At 65.7% G+C, this 16,600-nt stretch carries 21 protein-coding genes and 1 riboswitch; of the genes, 15 read left to right on the top strand and 6 right to left on the bottom strand.

Translation table 11 applies throughout. The annotated features are described in order from the left end of the window. Positions 1-115: 115 nt before the first annotated feature. Positions 116-1,666, bottom strand: a complete 1,551-nt coding sequence (locus V7D81_RS14585; protein ID WP_324317497.1) for an FAD-dependent monooxygenase — start codon at positions 1,664-1,666, stop codon at positions 116-118. Between the two features lie 114 nt (positions 1,667-1,780). Here V7D81_RS14585 and V7D81_RS14580 point away from each other — a divergent pair, with 114 nt between their 5' ends. Continuing rightward, positions 1,781-2,113 carry a YnfA family protein gene (locus V7D81_RS14580; RefSeq protein ID WP_324317495.1) on the top strand — a complete coding sequence of 111 codons (333 nt, stop codon included), beginning with the start codon at positions 1,781-1,783 and terminating at the stop codon, positions 2,111-2,113. 15 nt (positions 2,114-2,128) lie between these two features. Here the strand turns inward: V7D81_RS14580 and V7D81_RS14575 are convergent, their stop codons facing one another. Further along, positions 2,129-2,779 carry a glutathione S-transferase family protein gene (locus tag V7D81_RS14575; protein WP_324317493.1) on the bottom strand — a complete coding sequence of 217 codons (651 nt, stop codon included), beginning with the start codon at positions 2,777-2,779 and terminating at the stop codon, positions 2,129-2,131. A 267-nt stretch (positions 2,780-3,046) separates the two neighbouring features. Beyond that, positions 3,047-3,112, top strand: a riboswitch (Fluoride riboswitch). A gap of 78 nt (positions 3,113-3,190) precedes the next feature. Here V7D81_RS14575 and crcB point away from each other — a divergent pair. From crcB to V7D81_RS14535, 8 genes are all read left to right on the top strand, one after another. Next, on the top strand, positions 3,191-3,595 hold the full coding sequence (crcB, locus tag V7D81_RS14570) for a fluoride efflux transporter CrcB (protein WP_324317491.1): 405 nt from the start codon (positions 3,191-3,193) through the stop codon (positions 3,593-3,595). Continuing rightward, a complete protein-coding gene (locus V7D81_RS14565; RefSeq protein ID WP_324317488.1) occupies positions 3,592-3,924 on the top strand; it encodes a DUF190 domain-containing protein in 333 nt (110 codons plus the stop codon). The genes crcB and V7D81_RS14565 overlap by 4 nt, the downstream gene beginning before the upstream one ends. Before the next feature lie 4 nt (positions 3,925-3,928). Continuing rightward, complete coding sequence (locus V7D81_RS14560; protein WP_324317486.1) at positions 3,929-4,351, top strand: EamA family transporter; 423 nt, start codon at positions 3,929-3,931, stop codon at positions 4,349-4,351. 110 nt (positions 4,352-4,461) lie between these two features. After that, positions 4,462-4,680: a hypothetical protein gene (locus V7D81_RS14555; protein ID WP_324317484.1), complete on the top strand. Its 219-nt coding sequence runs from the start codon at positions 4,462-4,464 to the stop codon at positions 4,678-4,680. Positions 4,681-4,750: 70 nt separating this feature from the next. Next, positions 4,751-6,211, top strand: coding sequence for a phospholipase D family protein (locus V7D81_RS14550; RefSeq protein WP_324317482.1), 1,461 nt, complete (start codon positions 4,751-4,753; stop codon positions 6,209-6,211). A 23-nt stretch (positions 6,212-6,234) separates the two neighbouring features. Continuing rightward, entirely contained in the window at positions 6,235-7,899 is a 1,665-nt protein-coding gene (locus V7D81_RS14545; protein WP_324317480.1) for a L,D-transpeptidase family protein, read from the top strand. Between the two features lie 34 nt (positions 7,900-7,933). Next, the gene (locus V7D81_RS14540) at positions 7,934-8,329 is read left to right on the top strand and encodes an RT0821/Lpp0805 family surface protein (RefSeq protein ID WP_324317478.1); all 396 of its coding nucleotides are present in this window, start codon (positions 7,934-7,936) and stop codon (positions 8,327-8,329) included. A gap of 218 nt (positions 8,330-8,547) precedes the next feature. After that, the gene (locus tag V7D81_RS14535) at positions 8,548-8,976 is read left to right on the top strand and encodes a hypothetical protein (RefSeq protein WP_324317476.1); all 429 of its coding nucleotides are present in this window, start codon (positions 8,548-8,550) and stop codon (positions 8,974-8,976) included. Positions 8,977-9,131: 155 nt separating this feature from the next. Here the strand turns inward: V7D81_RS14535 and V7D81_RS14530 are convergent, their stop codons facing one another. The 4 genes from V7D81_RS14530 to V7D81_RS14515 form a co-directional block, all read right to left on the bottom strand. Next, complete coding sequence (locus V7D81_RS14530) at positions 9,132-9,686, bottom strand: HdeD family acid-resistance protein (protein ID WP_324317474.1); 555 nt, start codon at positions 9,684-9,686, stop codon at positions 9,132-9,134. 1 nt (position 9,687) lies between these two features. Beyond that, a complete protein-coding gene (locus tag V7D81_RS14525) occupies positions 9,688-10,065 on the bottom strand; it encodes a YidH family protein (protein WP_324317472.1) in 378 nt (125 codons plus the stop codon). Positions 10,066-10,069: 4 nt separating this feature from the next. Continuing rightward, on the bottom strand, positions 10,070-10,516 hold the full coding sequence (locus tag V7D81_RS14520) for a DUF2780 domain-containing protein (RefSeq protein ID WP_324317470.1): 447 nt from the start codon (positions 10,514-10,516) through the stop codon (positions 10,070-10,072). A 140-nt stretch (positions 10,517-10,656) separates the two neighbouring features. Next, positions 10,657-11,307 carry a MarC family protein gene (locus V7D81_RS14515; protein WP_324317468.1) on the bottom strand — a complete coding sequence of 217 codons (651 nt, stop codon included), beginning with the start codon at positions 11,305-11,307 and terminating at the stop codon, positions 10,657-10,659. A gap of 473 nt (positions 11,308-11,780) precedes the next feature. Between V7D81_RS14515 and V7D81_RS14510 the strand changes: the two genes are divergently transcribed. The 6 genes from V7D81_RS14510 to V7D81_RS14485 all read left to right on the top strand — a co-directional run. After that, the gene (locus V7D81_RS14510; RefSeq protein ID WP_324317466.1) at positions 11,781-13,154 is read left to right on the top strand and encodes a hypothetical protein; all 1,374 of its coding nucleotides are present in this window, start codon (positions 11,781-11,783) and stop codon (positions 13,152-13,154) included. A 133-nt stretch (positions 13,155-13,287) separates the two neighbouring features. After that, complete coding sequence (locus V7D81_RS14505; protein WP_324317464.1) at positions 13,288-13,632, top strand: hypothetical protein; 345 nt, start codon at positions 13,288-13,290, stop codon at positions 13,630-13,632. Next, complete coding sequence (locus V7D81_RS14500; protein WP_324317462.1) at positions 13,629-14,312, top strand: C39 family peptidase; 684 nt, start codon at positions 13,629-13,631, stop codon at positions 14,310-14,312. The genes V7D81_RS14505 and V7D81_RS14500 overlap by 4 nt, the downstream gene beginning before the upstream one ends. A 110-nt stretch (positions 14,313-14,422) precedes the next feature. Continuing rightward, positions 14,423-14,887 (top strand): hypothetical protein, encoded by a 465-nt coding sequence (locus V7D81_RS14495; RefSeq protein ID WP_324317460.1) that lies wholly within the window; start codon positions 14,423-14,425, stop codon positions 14,885-14,887. A gap of 13 nt (positions 14,888-14,900) precedes the next feature. After that, on the top strand, positions 14,901-16,226 hold the full coding sequence (locus V7D81_RS14490) for a hypothetical protein (protein ID WP_324317458.1): 1,326 nt from the start codon (positions 14,901-14,903) through the stop codon (positions 16,224-16,226). Between the two features lie 158 nt (positions 16,227-16,384). Next, positions 16,385-16,600, top strand: a 216-nt coding sequence (locus V7D81_RS14485) for a hypothetical protein (RefSeq protein ID WP_324317456.1), incomplete at its 3' end; no start/stop codon positions are given.

Raw genomic sequence — 16,600 nt, 5'->3', positions numbered from 1 at the left:
GGGGCCGGCTTCAGCCGGCCTCTGAGGAGTCAGGCTGAAGCCTGACCTACAGGAACCCTGTCCCCGCTGCGCGGAGGAAGGGAGCACGATCCGGCTTCATCCCATCGTCGAGCGATCAATCTATCTTCGAGGGCTCTCCAAACCACCGCAAGGCAGCTCCGGCAAGTTCCTCATCCCCGGTCGCATCCTGGGCGGCCCAGGCGACGAAGCCGTCAGGGCGCACGAGCACGGCGCTGACGCCGAGCCGATCCCGGGCGTCGCAGGCGACATGGTCGATCCGGTCATGCCAGCGACTCGCGAATGCACGAAGCGATGTACGGGCGTCGAAGTCCAGCAGCAATCCCTTGCCGCGACTCAGGAGCGGGCCGATCTGCCTGCCGTCGGTCAGTTCGAAATCGGGAACGCTGCGCCCGATGAGCGGATGGCTGTCGCCAAGATCGTAGCGAAGCGATACGCCCCACACGCGCTCGGCAAAGTACGTGGCGCCGTCGCGAGTCGCGATGAGGTCGCGAATGATGGTTTCGAGCGCGCGCGTGCTGCGCGTCGGCCGCATGAGTGCAACCTGGGCGCGCGACCAGTCGAGCACCTGCGCGCCGACCGGATGCCGTTCACTCATATAGGTGTCGAGCAGGTCAGTGGGCGCCTGGCCGCGGATCGTCGCCGCCAGTTTCCATCCCAGGTTCATCGCATCGCCGAGGCCGAGATTGAGTCCCTGACCGCCCAGCGGCGAGTGGATGTGCGCCGCATCGCCCGCGAGCAGTACGCGGCCGCGACGGTACGCCGTCGCCTGCTGGGCGCGATCCGTCCAGGTCGTCGCGAGCTGGAGAGCCGTCAGGGTGATGTCCGCGCCGGAGATCCCGCGCAACACCGTCTGTACATGGTCGAGCGTGATCGGTTGCGTGCGATGGAATGCACCGCCGTCGAAATCGACCATCGCGATCGTGCCGGGCCTGGCGTAGGTGTACATGCCCGTCGCCGTGTAGTGCCGGCCGACGTGGAGCCTGTCCGGATCGGCGAGCTCCACTTCGACGGAATAGCCGGTGAACTCGGGTTCGGTACCGACGAAGTCGATCCCGCCCGTCTTGCGCACCGTGCTGCGCGCGCCATCGCAGCCGACGAGCCAGGAAGCGCGGAACGTTTCCGCACCGGCGCGAATGATGACTTCGTCACCTGACTGCTCGACATGCTCCACTGACAAGCCGCGTCGGATCTCGACGCCCGCCCCGGTTGCGCGCGCGGCCAGCACGGATTCGAGGTGCTCCATCTCGATGGGTACGTGGGTGCCTGCCGGACTGGGCAGTCGATACGGCCATTTCGACGGATCGATGTCGTCGTGGAAGAACTGGATGCCGGCGAAGTGGCCGCCCGGGCGGCGCGGCTGCTGCTTCCAATGGGCGGCCGCTGAAATACGATCCGTTCGATTCTCCGCGTCCGGCGGGGCGACGACGTCATTCAGCAGATTGCGTCGGTAAAGGGCTTCGAGCGTCGGCGCCGACAGGCCGCGCATGCCGAAAGGAAGCCGCTTCAGGGGCGAACGCGGATCCTCTGCCTGCTCGATTACCAGTACCGACAGGTTGGCGAGCCGCAGTTCGCCGGCGAGAAACAGTCCGACGGGACCGCCGCCCGCGATGACGACATCATGGAGAGCGGTGGCAGGGTTGTGCATGAACTGTTCCTGATCGGCGCGCAGTGGAGCACCGCGCGCTGAAATTATCGATGCAGCTTACGCCAGAGCATTTACGCTTGAGCGGGAGATGTCGCCGATGCGGTGGGAGTGCTCATGCTGATGTTGAAGACGATCGGGCTTTTCGTGATCACGGCGATCGCCGAAATCGTCGGCTGTTACCTGCCGTATCTCTGGCTGAAGAAGAATGGTTCGGCATTCCTGCTGCTGCCGGCGGCGGCGAGCCTGGCAATCTTCGCCTGGCTTCTGACGCTGCATCCAGCCGCCTCCGGGCGCGTCTATGCCGCTTATGGAGGCGTCTACGTTACGGTTGCGCTCGTCTGGCTCTGGAAGGTCGACCGCGTTCCGCTCACGGCAACCGATGTGCTGGGCGCCGCGGTGGCGCTTGCCGGCATGGGCATCATCGTCTGGGGCGGGTGGGCGCGTTGACGCGGCGGTTGAAAGTCAGCCGCTGGATTGACTGGCAGTGAACACCACCAGCTGAGCAGCGAAAGCCCGCTGGTAGGCGGGCCGCGCCTCGCCGCGGGCGATATAGGCGGAAAGGTTCGGGTATTTCTCCAGGCCCCATCCGCCCAGCCTGAGCAGTACCGTCACCATCAGCAGGTCGCCGGCGCTGAAGGCACCGTCGAGCCAGTCGGCCTCGCCCAGCCGACGGGAGAGTTCTGCCAGCCGTCCATCGATCCGATCCTCGAGGAGGGTGAGGCGCTCCTCGTGCCAGCGCTTGTCCTTCTCGAAGAGTCTGGCCATCGAGCGCTCGACGATCGGCGGCTCCACCGTATTGAGCGCAGCAAACATCCATGCGATGGCGCGCGCCCTTGCATTGGCGTCCGCCGGCAGCAGCCCGCCATGCTGCTGCGCGATGTGGAACACGATCGCGCCCGACTCGAACAGGGCGAGATCGCCTTCCTCATAGGTGGGAATCTGACCGAAAGGATTCAGCCTGCGATGTGCGGATTCCTTCAGCTCGCCGAACGAAAGAAGCCGGACGTCGTACGGCTGGCCGGTTTCTTCGAACGCCCAGCGTACGCGCATGTCGCGGGCCAGTCCGCGGCCGCGATCGGGCGAGCGTTCGAAAGCGGTGATGGTGGGGGTCATCGAAGCGCTCCTGGGGCTGGTTGCACCGTCTGTCACTCGAAGGACGAGTTGCGGCCCGGCTTTCCGACAAGATTCGGGCGTTCCCGCCAGTATCGCTTCACTTGCTCGCGCTAGGGGTGCAGACACTCATCGGATCGGTGGCTTGCGCACTCCGGGTTCGCTCAGCGTGTAGTGCTGTGTGGATTCGATGCCATGGCGATGACGACATCGTGGCGAGCGGCAGGGCGGTTGTGCATGAGCTACTCCGAATCAAGATCTTCAACTATAGTTTCCGGCGGAGATGGCATTCCTCCCTTAACCGCCGCACTCGCGGCTGATGATGCCTACCGGACCTTGATGACGAGGCGGTAGGCTGCGCACACCTCCCGCTTCCGGTTACTCACGACACGTGCGTGCGGAGGCAATGCGGTCATGAATAGTCTCGGATTCATAGCAGTCGGCGTGGGAGCCGCGCTCGGTGCGTGGCTGCGCTGGGTTCTTGGACTGTTGCTCAATTCATCATTCCCGGCGATTCCGCCTGGCACTCTCGTCGCGAATCTCGTCGGCGGCTATGTCATCGGTGCTGCAGTCGGGGCCTTCACGCTCGTACCTGCAATTGCGCCAGAGTGGCGACTGCTCATCGTCACCGGATTCTGCGGCGGACTGACCACGTTCTCGACCTTCTCCGCAGAACTCGCGGCCTTGCTCCAGCCTTCTCGTCCAGGGTTGCTGGCGCTTGCCGTCGTGCTGCACGTCGGTGGCTCGCTGCTCGCGACACTCGGCGGCATCGGCTCTGCTCGCTGGGCCATCACTTCACTCCTGGGAGTTCAGTCATGAACGGCTACCAACTCGGTTTCTACACCACTCTCGGACGTCGCATCCATGGCAAGCCGATCAAGGACTGGTTGATCAGCCTGGCGCGGGAGCTGGGCATCCCGGGTGCGACCGTTTTCGCCGGCGCAGAAGGCTACGGCCACGATCGACGATTCCACTCCATGCACTTCTTCGACCTCACTGACGAGCCGATACTGCTGGTGATGATCGTGACGGAAGAGCAGAAGCTTCGTCTGTTCTCGCGGCTCGGGACGGAAAACTGCGAGCTGTTCTATACCATCCAGCCTGTCGAATTCGGCATCGCCGGCGGACCAGTCGATACACGAGGGTAGTTCGATGGAGCGTTGGATTCTGTACGCCCTGATCTCCATGCTGTTCGCGGGGTTCACTTCTGTCATTGCGAAGCTCGGACTTGCCGGCATCTCCGGCGATCTCGGGCTGGCCATCCGAACGTGCTTCGTATTTGCCTTCGTGCTGATCTTTGCCGCAGCGGTAGTGCCGCGAGGCGAACTGCAGGCGCTGTCGATCACCAACGTCGCCTGGCTCGCCCTCTCCGCGGTCACGACGACATTGTCATGGGTGTTCTACTACAAGGCCATCAAGCTCGGCGACGTCTCGACCGTGGCACTCATCGACAAGGGCAGCATCGTGGTCGCCGTCGTGATGGCCGTGCTCGTTCTCAAGGAGGCGCTGACCCTGCAGAAGCTGGCGGGTGCCGCGCTGATCCTCTGCGGCCTGTTCGTGATCGCCCGGAAGTAGATGTCGATCCCGCGGCACTCGGAGGACCCGTTGCGGCCCGGCTTTCCGACGATGTTCGGACGTTCCCGCGAGGAAAGCCGGTCCCACACGCAGATCGCTACAATCTCCCGATGAGCATCACACGTCTGCCCGGCTTCGCCGCTGCCCTCGACCGGGCCATCGAGGAGATCGGACTGCAGGAGTACTACCGCAGCACCGTGCGTCCGCTGTTCGGCATCCCGCGGTCGCAATGGCCGATGTGCTGCGGCGGCGGTTGCGAACCCTGTGCGCAGCTGCTCGTGGCGGTGGCCGATCGCGTCTACGAACTGCTGAACCTGCCTCGCGACTGACCCTGCCGTGGGACGCGCGCGCCGACAACTTTCCCCTGCCAGCACTGCGCTTCCGGTCGCGGAAGATGCCGTGCTCGACCGGCTGTTCGCTGCGCAGCGCCAGTCGCAGCCGACGCATTCCGGCGCGCGGCTCATCGCGCCCGGAACGGAGGCCTTCGCGTTGCGTGCGCTCTCGGCGCGTGCGGCGGTTCGCTGCCTGGATCTGCAGTACTACATCTGGCACAGCGATGCGACCGGGCGCTACCTGGCGCACGAGGTGCTGCGCGCGGCCGATCGCGGCGTACGCGTGCGGGTGCTCATCGACGACATGGATGCCCGTTCGCGCGATGCCGTGCTGATGGCGCTGGACCAGCACCCGCTGGTCGACATCCGCGTGTTCAATCCGTTCACGGTGCGCTCCGGCATTCTGCTGACGGCGCGCGAACTGCTGTTGCGCGGCTCGCGTCTCAATCACCGCATGCACAACAAGGCCTGGATCGCCGATGGCCGTATCGCGCTGGTCGGCGGCCGCAACATCGGCGACGAGTATTTCGCTGCGAGCAAGCAGGTGAACTTCGTGGATCTCGATGTGCTGCTGGCCGGTCCGGCCGTGGCGCAGGCCACGCACATCTTCGATCGCTACTGGAACAGCGAGAGCGCCGTGCCGATCACGCGGTTGCGCCGCACGCGCCGCGACCGCCAGTCGCTCGAAGAAGTGCGCGGACTGCTGGGCGCCGCCGCGTGGACGCAGGAATCGAGCGAATACGTGCGGCGCCTGCGCGAAACGCCGCAGCTCCACGATCTCATCGACCGCCACTACGAACTCGTCTGGTCCGACGGCGTGGAGGTCATTGCCGACGATCCGCGCAAGGCGCTGAAGCGACGACCGGAGGACATCGATCCGGGCGTCCTGCAGAGCATCAGCAGCGCGTTCGAGCGCGCGCGCTGCGATCTGCGGCTGATCTCGCCGTACTTCGTTCCGGGCGCCGGCGGCGCGGCGCAACTGAAACGCAAGGCGGGCGATGGCTGCGTCGTGGCGGTGCTGACGAATTCGCTGGCGGCAACCGATGTCGCCGCCGTGCACGGCGGCTATGCGAAGTACCGCCGGCCGCTGCTCGAGGCGGGCGTGCAGCTGTTCGAGCTGAAGCCGGCGCCGGAAGAGGATGAAGGGAAGGAGGGCGAGGAGCGGCGCAGTCCGCGCCTGCGGCTCGGCTCCTCGCGCGCCAGCCTGCACACCAAGGCTGCGATCGTCGATCGGGAACGGGTCTTCGTCGGCTCGTTCAATCTCGATCCGCGTTCGGCGACGCTCAACTGCGAGATGGGCGTCTGGATCGCGGACGCGGCCGTCGCGCAGCAGATGCAGGAAATGTTTGCATTCGGCGCGACGCCGCAGCACAGCTTCGTGCTGTCGCTCGACGAGCGCGGCCGCCTTCGCTGGACGGAAAGCGTCGCACGGCAGGCGATCGTTCATCGTCGCGATCCTCACGCCAGCTGGGCCCGTCGCTGCGTGACCTGGCTGCTGCGGCATCTGCCGATAGAGTCGCAGCTGTAGGCCGCGTTAGCTTGCGGTCGATGATGAATCTGCGCATTCCCTTCGCTCTTCGCCTCGCTGTCGCCGCGTTCGTACTGCATGCGGGTGCAGCAACTGCAGACGTCGTCGATCCGGTCGCGCGTGCGATCAGTGCCGAACTCGATGCGGTCGCCACCGGCGGCACGGCCACCGTGCACGGCGCCGGTATCGCGATGACGGATCTGCTGGAGGAGTTCTATTCGCGCCGGCAGTATCAGCCGGCCTGGACGCAGCCGCAGGTGGCCGCGCAGCTGCGCAAGGCGCTGGCCGACAGTTACGCCGACGGCCTCGATCCCGCCGACTACTACCTGCCGCTGCTCGAAGAACTGTCTGCGCAAGCCGAGACGCCGACCGCGGCGGTGACGGTGCGCGGCCAGTACGACATCCTGATGACCGAAGCGCTGCTGCGTCTCGGCTACCACCTGTCGTTCGGCAAGGTCGATCCGCAGTCCTTCGATTCGCAATGGAATTACGGTCGCACGCTGGAGCGCCGCGATGTCGCGCGCGAGATCGAAAGCGCGATCGCCGCGCAGGACGTCTATCGACGCATCGAGGCGCTGAAGCCGACGCATCGTCTCTACGTCGGCCTCAGGCAGGAACTCGCGCGCTATCGCGACATCGACGCCGCGGGCGGCTGGTCGGCATTGCCGGCCGGCCCGACGATCAAGGCCGGGATGGCCGATGACCGCGTGCCGATGCTGCGTGCACGGCTGGTTGCGACCGGCGATCTCGATGCCGCCGCCGTCGTCGATTCGCCGCTCTACGATCCTGTCACCGAAGCGGCCGTGCGACGCTTCCAGCAGCGCACGGGCAGCGATGTCGACGGCGCCATCGGGCCGGCGACGCTCGCCGCGCTGAATGTGTCGCCGGCGGAGCGCATCCGGCAGCTGCGCATCAACCTGGATCGCGGACGCGTGCTGCTGCAGGACCTGCCGTCGGAATTCGTCGTCGTCAACATCGCGGGATTCACGATCTACCTGGTGCGCGGCGAGGACATCGTCTGGAATGCGCGCGTGCAGGTCGGCAAGACGTATCGCAAGACGCCGATCTTCCGCTCCGACATCACGTACCTGGTGTTCAATCCCACCTGGACCGTGCCGCCGGGCATCATCCAGAACGACATCCTGCCGGCGGCGCGTCGCGACCCGGACTCGATCACGCGCCGCGGACTCAAGGTCATCGACCGGAGCGGTCGCGTCATCAGTCCGTCGGCGGTCGACTGGTCGCAGTACCGCAGCGGCAACATTCCGTACACGCTGCGCCAGGATCCGGGGCCGGGCAATGCGCTGGGACGGGTCAAGCTGATGTTTCCCAATCCCTACCTCGTGTACCTGCACGACACGCCGTCGCAGGGCCTGTTCGAGCGGGCCGAGCGCACGTTCAGTTCCGGCTGCGTACGTGTCGAGCGTGCGCTGGAACTCGCCGAACGGGTCCTGGCCGATCCGGAGCGCTGGAATGAAGCATCGATTGCGCGCACGGTCGCGGCGGGGCAATTGCAGAATGTCACGCTCGGCAAGAAGATTCCCGTCCTGCTGGCCTACTGGACGGCTTGGTCGGACCAGCAGGGACTGATGAATTTCCGTCGCGATATCTATGGGCAGGACGAACGCTGGCTCGCGGCGCTCGACGCGCCGTTCAGGATTCGCGCACGGCCGCTGTTCGCAGAATGAAAGCTTTCAGATTACCGGAGACCATCGAAGCATCATGACCAGTCATCGCACCCTGATCGTCGCTGCACTCGCAGCCTTCGCCGCGCTGGCGGCAGTGCCGGGACGCGCGGCCGGACTCGGCTTCCTGAAAGAGACGCCGCTCTATTACTTCGGCGACGCCGATCGCAAGCTCATGAACGCGGCGGTGCTGGCGGTCCTGAACGCCGACGATGGACATTCCGTGCAGGAATGGCGCAATCCGCGCAATGGCTATTCAGGAAAGGTGCAGGGCACGGGAAAATTCAGGTCCGAGGACGGGCTCGACTGCCGCAAGCTGAAGATCTGGATGCAGGCGCGCGGCGTGGAAAGCGAATCTTTGTATCCGGTCTGCCGCGCCGGCGGCGGCGAATGGCGGCTCGCCGCGGGCAAGCAGCTGAACGCGACGACGTAGGCGGCCTAGGGCGAACGCCTACGTGCGCTGCACAACGTTCTCCTGTAGGTCAGGCTTTAGCCTGACATTCTGAAGAGGCCGGCTGAAGCCGGCCCCACAGCGGGCGCGGGAACCTGTCGGTCCGCGGATAGTCTTGAGAAGGCGAGCACCCCGCGAGTTACACTGCCGTCGGCCGTGCAGCGTCTACAGAAAGTCTCCAGCGGATCGAAGCCAAGCCCATGACCTCATCGTCCGAAGAACGTCTGCCGTCTGATTCCGCAGCTCCGCATACCGCACGCATCATTCCGTTCGACCGGCAAAGCGAACTGCAACGGGCAGTGCAGCAGCGCGCGCAGGAGCGTCTGGATGCCGAGGCCATCAAGCCGAAGGTGCCGATCGCGCGGCGACTCATCACCTTCGCGGTCGCGCTGATTCCCGTAACCATCATCTTCAGCGGCTTCCTGCTCGCGGTGCATGCCGTGCGCGTGATCACGTCGCTGTATGCGACCACGCCGGCGACCCAGGCCGCACCGCCGGCGCCAGTGGCCGAAGCACCATCGCAACCCGGCGTCGTGATTCTTGTCCCCGACAAGACCCTCGCTCCGTCCGCGCAAGAGGAAGATCTCACACAGAGATCACGGAGAACACAGAGGTCGGAAGCAGAGTAAGAACAAAGAATGTTTCCACGGGGGACACGGGGAGCACGGGGGTCGGAACAGAAAACTTTCTTGTCCCCGTGTTCCCCGTGTCCCCCGTGGAAATAATTCTTCTCTTCCGACCTCCGTGTTCTCCGTGATCTCCGTGTGAAATTCCTGATCTTTCCTTACGCCGCGCGCAGTCCCTTCAGCCGCAGACCGAGCATCACGAGCAGCACGCCGAAGAATACGGCGTAGAGACTGATGATCCAGACGACGGCGATGGCGCCGGCGCCCGGGCTCACGATCATCAGGATGCCGAAGATCAGCGACGCGAGTCCCGCCAGGCCCATCAGCCATTCGTTGTCGATGTCCTTGCGCAGCCGGATCGCGGCGACGATCTGCAGCACGCCGACGATCACCGCCCAGGCGGCGATGAACATCAGCAGCACGATGGCGGTGACGCCGGGTGCGACGAACGTGAGGATGCCGGCCGCGATGCCGGCGAGTCCGATGAGGATCAGGATCCACAGCGGCTTGCCCGAATCGCGCCAGCGAAACGCGGTGATGAGCGACACGATGCCGTCGGCGAGCGCATAGATGCCCCACAGCATCACCAGCACCAGCACGGTCATGCCGGGCCAGAACCACGCCAGCACGCCGAAGGCGATGGCCAGTACGCCGCGCAACACCACCAGCCACCAGTGATGTGCCGCAGCCTGAATCAGGGGTGAGAAAGGCATGTCATGTTCTCCATAGCAGCCACAGCGCACCGGCGGCGCCGAGGATCAGGACGCCGAGCGACAGCGTCCACATGGCGACGCGGCTCGGGTGATAGGTGCCGGCATCGATCTGACGCGACACCTGGTCGAAGCGCACCGCCGACCACAGCGCGAGTGCAATGCCGAGCAGCACCATGCCGAAGCCCACGCGCCAGCCGGCGCTGAATGAACCCGGATGCGGGCTGTCGTGATGCTCGGCGATGAACCAGCTGAACTGATGCAGCGTGATGCCGAAGGCGAACAGCGCGATCGCCGTACGCACGTAGGCGAGATGCGTGCGCTCATTGGCGAGATGATCGGTGAAGTAGGCGCGCTTCACCGGCGACGCTGCGTCCGGCATCGGGCTACTTCAGCATTCCGGCCAGCATGCCCTGCACGCCGCTGCCGCCGGCCTTGCCGAGATAGTCGGTGACCATCGGTGCGAACTTCGTCACCGTTTCCGGCTTCATGCCCAGCTTGCCGAGCGCGCCGTTCAGCCCCGCGAGATTCTTGAGCGGCCCGGTGACGGCGCCGAGCGTCCTGGCCTGTTCCATGTACTTCGATGCACCGGGGACCAGCGCGGCGATCCTGTCGAAGTCGCCCTTCGCCAGTTTTTCCTGTGCCAGCGTCAGGTAGGAACCCAGGCCGCCGGTCGCCTGCGATTCGGTCACGCCGAGCTGACTCGTCAACATCCCCATCAGCGGATTCTTGATCGCCGACGACAGCGAACCGAGGTCGGTGATCTGCGCGGATGCGATGGCGGGCAGCGCAGCGATGCCCAGCAACAGCGTGCGTCGGTTCAGACCGCTCATGATTTGCTCCCTTGCGCCGCAGCGCTTCGATGGATGGTCGCGCTCCTGATAGCAGCAATCCGTCGGGGAGTCATCCGGTGGCGAGGGGAGCGCGTGCTGCCCCTCGCGCGTATTGACGCCACGCGGCGTCGATGGCGGTTTCAGTGAACGCTGGCGAGCAGCTCGGCGGCGCCGTTCCAGAAAATCTGGATACCGATGCAAAGCAGCAGAAACGCCGACAGCCGCATGATCACCGCGGTGCCGGTGGGGCCGATCTTGCGCGAGATGCCATCGGCGTAGCGATACAGCAGGTAGATGATGGCGCACAGCAGCAGCGTCGCCAGCGTCATCTGCGCCAGGAACCACAGGAACTGGCCTTCGCCGATATTGCGCGGCCGGTTGGTGCCGAGCGATACGGCCACCGAGATCGTTCCCGGTCCCGTCGTCAGCGGCATGGTGAGCGGATAGAACGCCATGCGGCTCGCCGTGCTCGCCGTCGGCAGTTCGGCGGTGGACTTGTCCTGACCGGGTTCGGGATCGGGTGCATTGAGCATGCCCCACGCGGTGAGCGCGATCGCGATGCCGCCGGCCACCCGCAGCACCGGCACCGAGACGCCGAAGAATGTGAGCACGTATGCGCCGACGTACAGCGATGCCGTCACGATGACGAAACTGTAGATCGCCACCCAGCGCGCGAGCGCGGCGCGCAGCGTCGGATGAAACCGCTGCGTCGCGCTCAGGAAAATGAAAAGCCCGCCCAGAGGATTGACGATCGAGAACAGCGCGGGAAACGCCAGCAGAAAATCTCTCATGGGCCTGCAGGGGGAATGCCGGAACCGGCGGCTAGCATAGCCTGCGGCAGTGCGTTGCCAAAGCGACGGCAGAAAGTCGCGACGACATCGGTCGTGCCGGTGCGCCATGAACGGAATTTCCAGTGATCTTCGTGTCGATTGACGAGTCAACTGTCGGACGTTCTTACTGTAAATCAGCGGCAAATAAGCAATTCCACTCTGGATTACACGTAGGCACTTCTCTTAGATTTTTTTTCGTGCTTCTGCTGGCACGCCCGATCGCAACGGCAGCATCCGTTTCGCCCGGGCGAGCAGAGGCACGTTCCACGACCCGGGGAATCTCCATACGCAGTTCGTCGCAGTCGCCAGCCGGCTGCGATGCGCATCGTCGTCGCGACACATGCGATCTGCGGGCACGGAGTTCCGTGAGCTCGAGTTGATCCTGCATCAGGCGCGCCCGCGGCGCCTTCAATGTCCGTCCTTCAGGAGGCTTTATGCGTAGAACCCTCATCGCAACAGCGGTCGGCGTTGCCCTGTTCGGCACCAGTGCGTGGGCCGGCGACATCGATCAGCGCAGTGCGGCAGGCGACGATACTTTGACAGCGACGTCGACCGATTCGGACCAGAACAACGACAAGAGCACGGGCGACAATCGCAGCAACGACGGTGCATCCGCAGCCGATGGCTTCGGCACCGCAGCGGCGAACAACGCATCGACGTCGACTTCGACAGCGAGCAATGCGTTCAACACCAACACGGCGGTGGCCAGCACGGAACTGTCGGGCACGGTGTCGGGCGTCGAGATCTCCGGCTTCGGCAATGTCGCCAGCAACTGGGGCAATGCCAACGGCGGTCGCGGCGGTGACGGCGGCGCAGGCTACGGCGGCGAAGGCGCTGGCGGTACGGGTCGCGGTGGCGATGGCGCGGGCGGCGCAGGCGGTTCGGGCGGCGACGGCGGTTCGGGCGGCAGCGGCGGATCGGCCGAGAACGGCAGCGCGAGCGCCGGCGACGCTACCAACGGCAGCGCGACGAATGGCTACGCAAGCGCGGGCAACGGCGGTCGCGGTGCACGCGGTGGCGCCGGCGGCAGCGGCGATGGTGCGAGCGGCGATGGCGGTCTGGGCGCCGGCGCGAATGGCGATACCTGGTCAGGCACCGCGACGGGCGGCAATGACACGGCCGCGGGCGCCGCGGGCGGCAACGACGCGAGCGGCGGCAGCGCCGGCGGCAGCGACGCCTTCGGTGACGGCGGCAATGCGCGCAATCGCGGCGCGGGCGCCGATACGGCGACCGGCGGCGCATCGGCGAGCACCGGCGGAACCAGCACGGGCGGTGACGGCACGAGCGGCTCCAGCACGGGCGGCGCAGGTACGGGCGGCACGAGCACCGGCGGCGCGGCGAGCTCGACAGGCGGCACGGGCACGGGCACGGGCGGCGCGAGCGGTGCAGTCACGAGCACGGCGGGCGCAGGCGGAGCCGGCGGCAACGGCGGCGACGGCGGTGCGGCGACGAATGGCGATGCGACCAACGGCGATGCATCGACCTCCGCGACCAATGGCAGCGCAACGGCGGGCGAAGGCGCCGTCGGGGCAGCCGGGGGGAATGGCGGGGGCGGCGGCGCAGGGAACGGGGGCGGCGGCAACGGCGGTGCGGGTACGGGCGGCGTCGGCAATGGCGCGACCGGCGGCACCGGCGGCAATGGCGGCGCCATCACGGTCGATGCAGGGACGTTCGATCTGTCCGCCAACATGACGGGCACGGCGCAATCGGCAGCGGGTGTCCTGGTGGTGAGCAACAACAGTGGTTTCGGCTCGCTGGTACAGCAGGCCGTGACGGTGCAGGCCAATCTGAACCTCGGCAGCCCGTAGCGAACCATTGCAGGTGCAATCACCGGAGCATTGTCCGGACGGCGCTGCAACGCCGTTCGGGCAGGCCCGTCCCTCGTTCGCATGACGTGCGGCGCAGGCTGCGCGTCATGTGGACGACAACAGGAGCCAGGCCATGCGTACTGTCCAGGCTTTCGTACTGCTTGCGTTCGCGTTCGGCGCAGGCGCGGATGAAACGACACCCGTCGCGAGCGAGACGACTTCCGATCTCGGCGCGCCGGTCGCCGCAGCGACGCTCGACGAGCTGCGCGGCGGCGATGAAGACATCACGACCAATGTGATCCGCGTGACCGGCGACGTCTCGGGCAACAGTGCCACCGATGTTGCAACGGGCGCGAACACCATCCGCGAAGGATCGTTCGCGGATGCCAGCGGCTTGACGACGGTGGTGCAGAACACCGGCGCCAATGTGCTGATCCAGAGCGCCACCATCGTCAACGTGCAGTTCGTCGATCCATGAAGCGTCGATGCACAAAAGGCGCGTGGCTGCTGCTGGCGCTGGCGTCCGGCGCCCAGGCGACATCGCTCGATGTCGCGGTGGCGCAGGACGGCTCGTATCGCATGCGCGTTACCAGTCTCAAGGAAGCGCGCTTCGCCACCACGCTGCGGCAGAAGTACGACTTCAGCTGCGGCTCCGCGGCGCTCGCCACGCTGCTGACGTTCCACTACGACCGGCCGATCAGCGAGCAGGCGGTGTTCGCCGAAATGTTCCAGGCGGGCGATCGCAGCAAGATCAGCAAGCAGGGCTTCTCGCTGCTCGACATGAAGCACTACCTGAATGCGCATGGCTATAGCGCCGACGGCTTCGAACAGCCGGTCGAGCGACTGGCGCAGGAACGCCTGCCGGCCATCGTGTTGCTGAGCGAGCGCGGCTATCGCCACTTCGTCGTCGTGAAGGGCCTGAGTCGCGGCCGCGTGCTGGTCGGCGATCCCGCCATGGGCACGCGCGCGATGTCGATCGAGCGTTTCAAGAGCCTGTGGGTGAACAACATCCTGTTCGTCATCCACAACCGCCGCGAGCAGGCGCGTTTCGATCTGGCGGCCGACTGGCGCATTGCGCCGTCGTCGCCGCTGGAACTGTCCATCGTGCGCGACGATCGGCTCGATACATTGCCGGTGCGGCGGGCGGGGAGTTTCTGATGGGTACGGTGAAGGCGAAGACCCCCTCCCTGCCCTCCCCCGCTTCGCGGAGGAGGGAATCGAGAGGTGCATCTCCTGCCCCCTCCTCCGCGAAGCGGGGGAGGGCCGGGGTGGGGGCGCTTCTTGCAACGATCACCATTCACGGCGCCCTCGCCGCCGATCTCGACTGGCCGCCCGTCGATGCCGCAGCACTCGACGACCTGCGCGGCGGCTTCGAGATCGTCAACGGACTCAAGGCCTCCTTCGGCGTCGAGCGCGCCGCCTATGTCAACGGCGAACTCGTCGCGAAACACAGCGTCAACATTCCGGACATCGCCGCCATGACGCCCGAGCAGGCGAGCGCGCTCAACGAGGCCATCAACAGCGTGGTGCTGATCCAGAACGGTCCGAACAATTCGTTCGATGTTTCGAATGCCGCGCCGGGCTCCACCATCATCCAGAACACGCTGAACGACCAGCACATCGTGACCCTGACGACGATCAATGCCGACGTCGCTTCGCTGGCCGTTCTGCGGGACGTCGCGGCGCAGGAGTCGCTGCAGCTCGCGCTCAACCGGGTCACGGGGGCACGCTGAGAAGGAGGTTTGCGTGAAGGGCTCGAATTCCCGGCTGCAACGAAGCAGTTCGATCGTCGCGGCGATGTTGCTCACGGTGCTGGCAGCACCGGCGGCCGGTCAGGATGAATCGCCGCAGCTGGAATCGCTACGTCGGCAGCTCGCCGAGCAGAGCACCAGGCTCGAACGCATGCAGGAACTGCTCGACCAGCAGCAAGCCACGATCGCCTCGTTGCGCGATGCCATCGACGAGGAAATCCTCGATCAGCAGCGCGGCGGTACCGGCGTCGGTACCGAACTGTTCGCCGCGGCCGCACCTGCAACACCGCCCGCGCCGGTCACGCCATCCCCGGACGTCACCGCGCCGCCGAAACCGGTCGGCGAAGCGCCGAAACCGCAGACCCGCGCGCCGGAAGTGGCGCAGATCTTCGCCGAACCCACGGTGCTGACCCAGGGTGGCAACTTCGTGCTCGAGCCGTCGCTGCAGACCTCTTACTGGGCCAGCGATCGCGTCACGCTCGTCGGCTACACCGTGATTCCCGCGATCCTCATCGGACTCATCGATGTGCGGCGCGTGAAGACCACCGCGGGCGTCGGCGCACTGACGATGCGCTATGGCATCGGCAACCGCTTCGAGTTCGAAGTGCGCGCGCCGTACGTCTACACGTCGGTGGATTCGGTGAGTCGGGAAATCCTCACCGGCAGCGCCTTCGACAACGTGTTCAATGCCGAAGGCCACGGCTTGGGCGACATCGATGCGACCGCGCGCTTCCAGTTCAATCGCGGCGACTACAGCAAGCCGTTCTGGATCGGCTGGCTGCGTTATCGCTGGGCGACGGGCAGGGATCCGTTCGAAGTCGTCACCGACTGCGTGACCCGCTGCGTCGGCAACACGACCGGTACCGGCCTGCCGCTCGAACTGCCGACCGGCACCGGATTCAATTCGGCACAGGCGGGCCTCACCTGGCTGTACGCCTCTGATCCGGCGGTGTTCTTCGGCGGTTTCAGCTACCTGCACAGCTTCGAGCGCGACAATCTCACGCGCACGTTGCTGCTTGGCGAGCAGGAACCGCTCGGCGAGATCGCGCCCGGCGACATTTTCGGTTTCAACGTCGGCATGGGCCTCGCGCTCAACGAGAAGGCGTCCTTCAGCATCGGCTATGACCAGAGCATCGTCGACAAGACGCAGCAGAACGGCATCGACGTACCAGGTTCGGTGCGTACGACGCTCGGCACGCTGTCGCTGGGCGTTTCCTATCGCTACAACCCGACGGCCACGTTGAATCTCGCGCTCGGTGTGGGCGTCACGCGCGACACGCCGGATGTAACGTTCACGCTGCGCGCGCCGCTGACGTTCTAGGGAGGCCTCCCCTCTGATCCCTCCTCCGCAAAGCGGAGGAGGGTTAGGGTGGGGGCGCAACAGCGGTGCCACTGGTCAGGCAGGCCACCTGCCCTCCATGCGTACGTCCAGCGCACGCAATCCGCAGTAGATTCGGGCTTCCTCGCCCGGGAGCCCCCATGAACAAAGTGCTCGGTTTCATCCGCGCGACCGTCGTCGGCGGACTGCTGTACCTCGTTCCGATCATCGTTCTCATGTTCGTGATCAGCAAGGCCCTGCAGATCGCGCACAAGATCGTGCCGCTGTTTGCCGGGCCCATCGAGGCGCTGCAGCTCGGCAACGTGCTGACGCCGGCGGTGTTCGCGACCCTGCTGGTCGTGCTGTTCTGTTTTCTC

Source organism: Povalibacter sp. (assembly GCF_036735925.1).
Taxonomy (GTDB): domain Bacteria; phylum Pseudomonadota; class Gammaproteobacteria; order Steroidobacterales; family Steroidobacteraceae; genus Steroidobacter.
The sequence above is the reverse complement of the archived record's forward strand: the minus strand, read 5'-3'. Positions and strand labels throughout refer to the sequence as shown.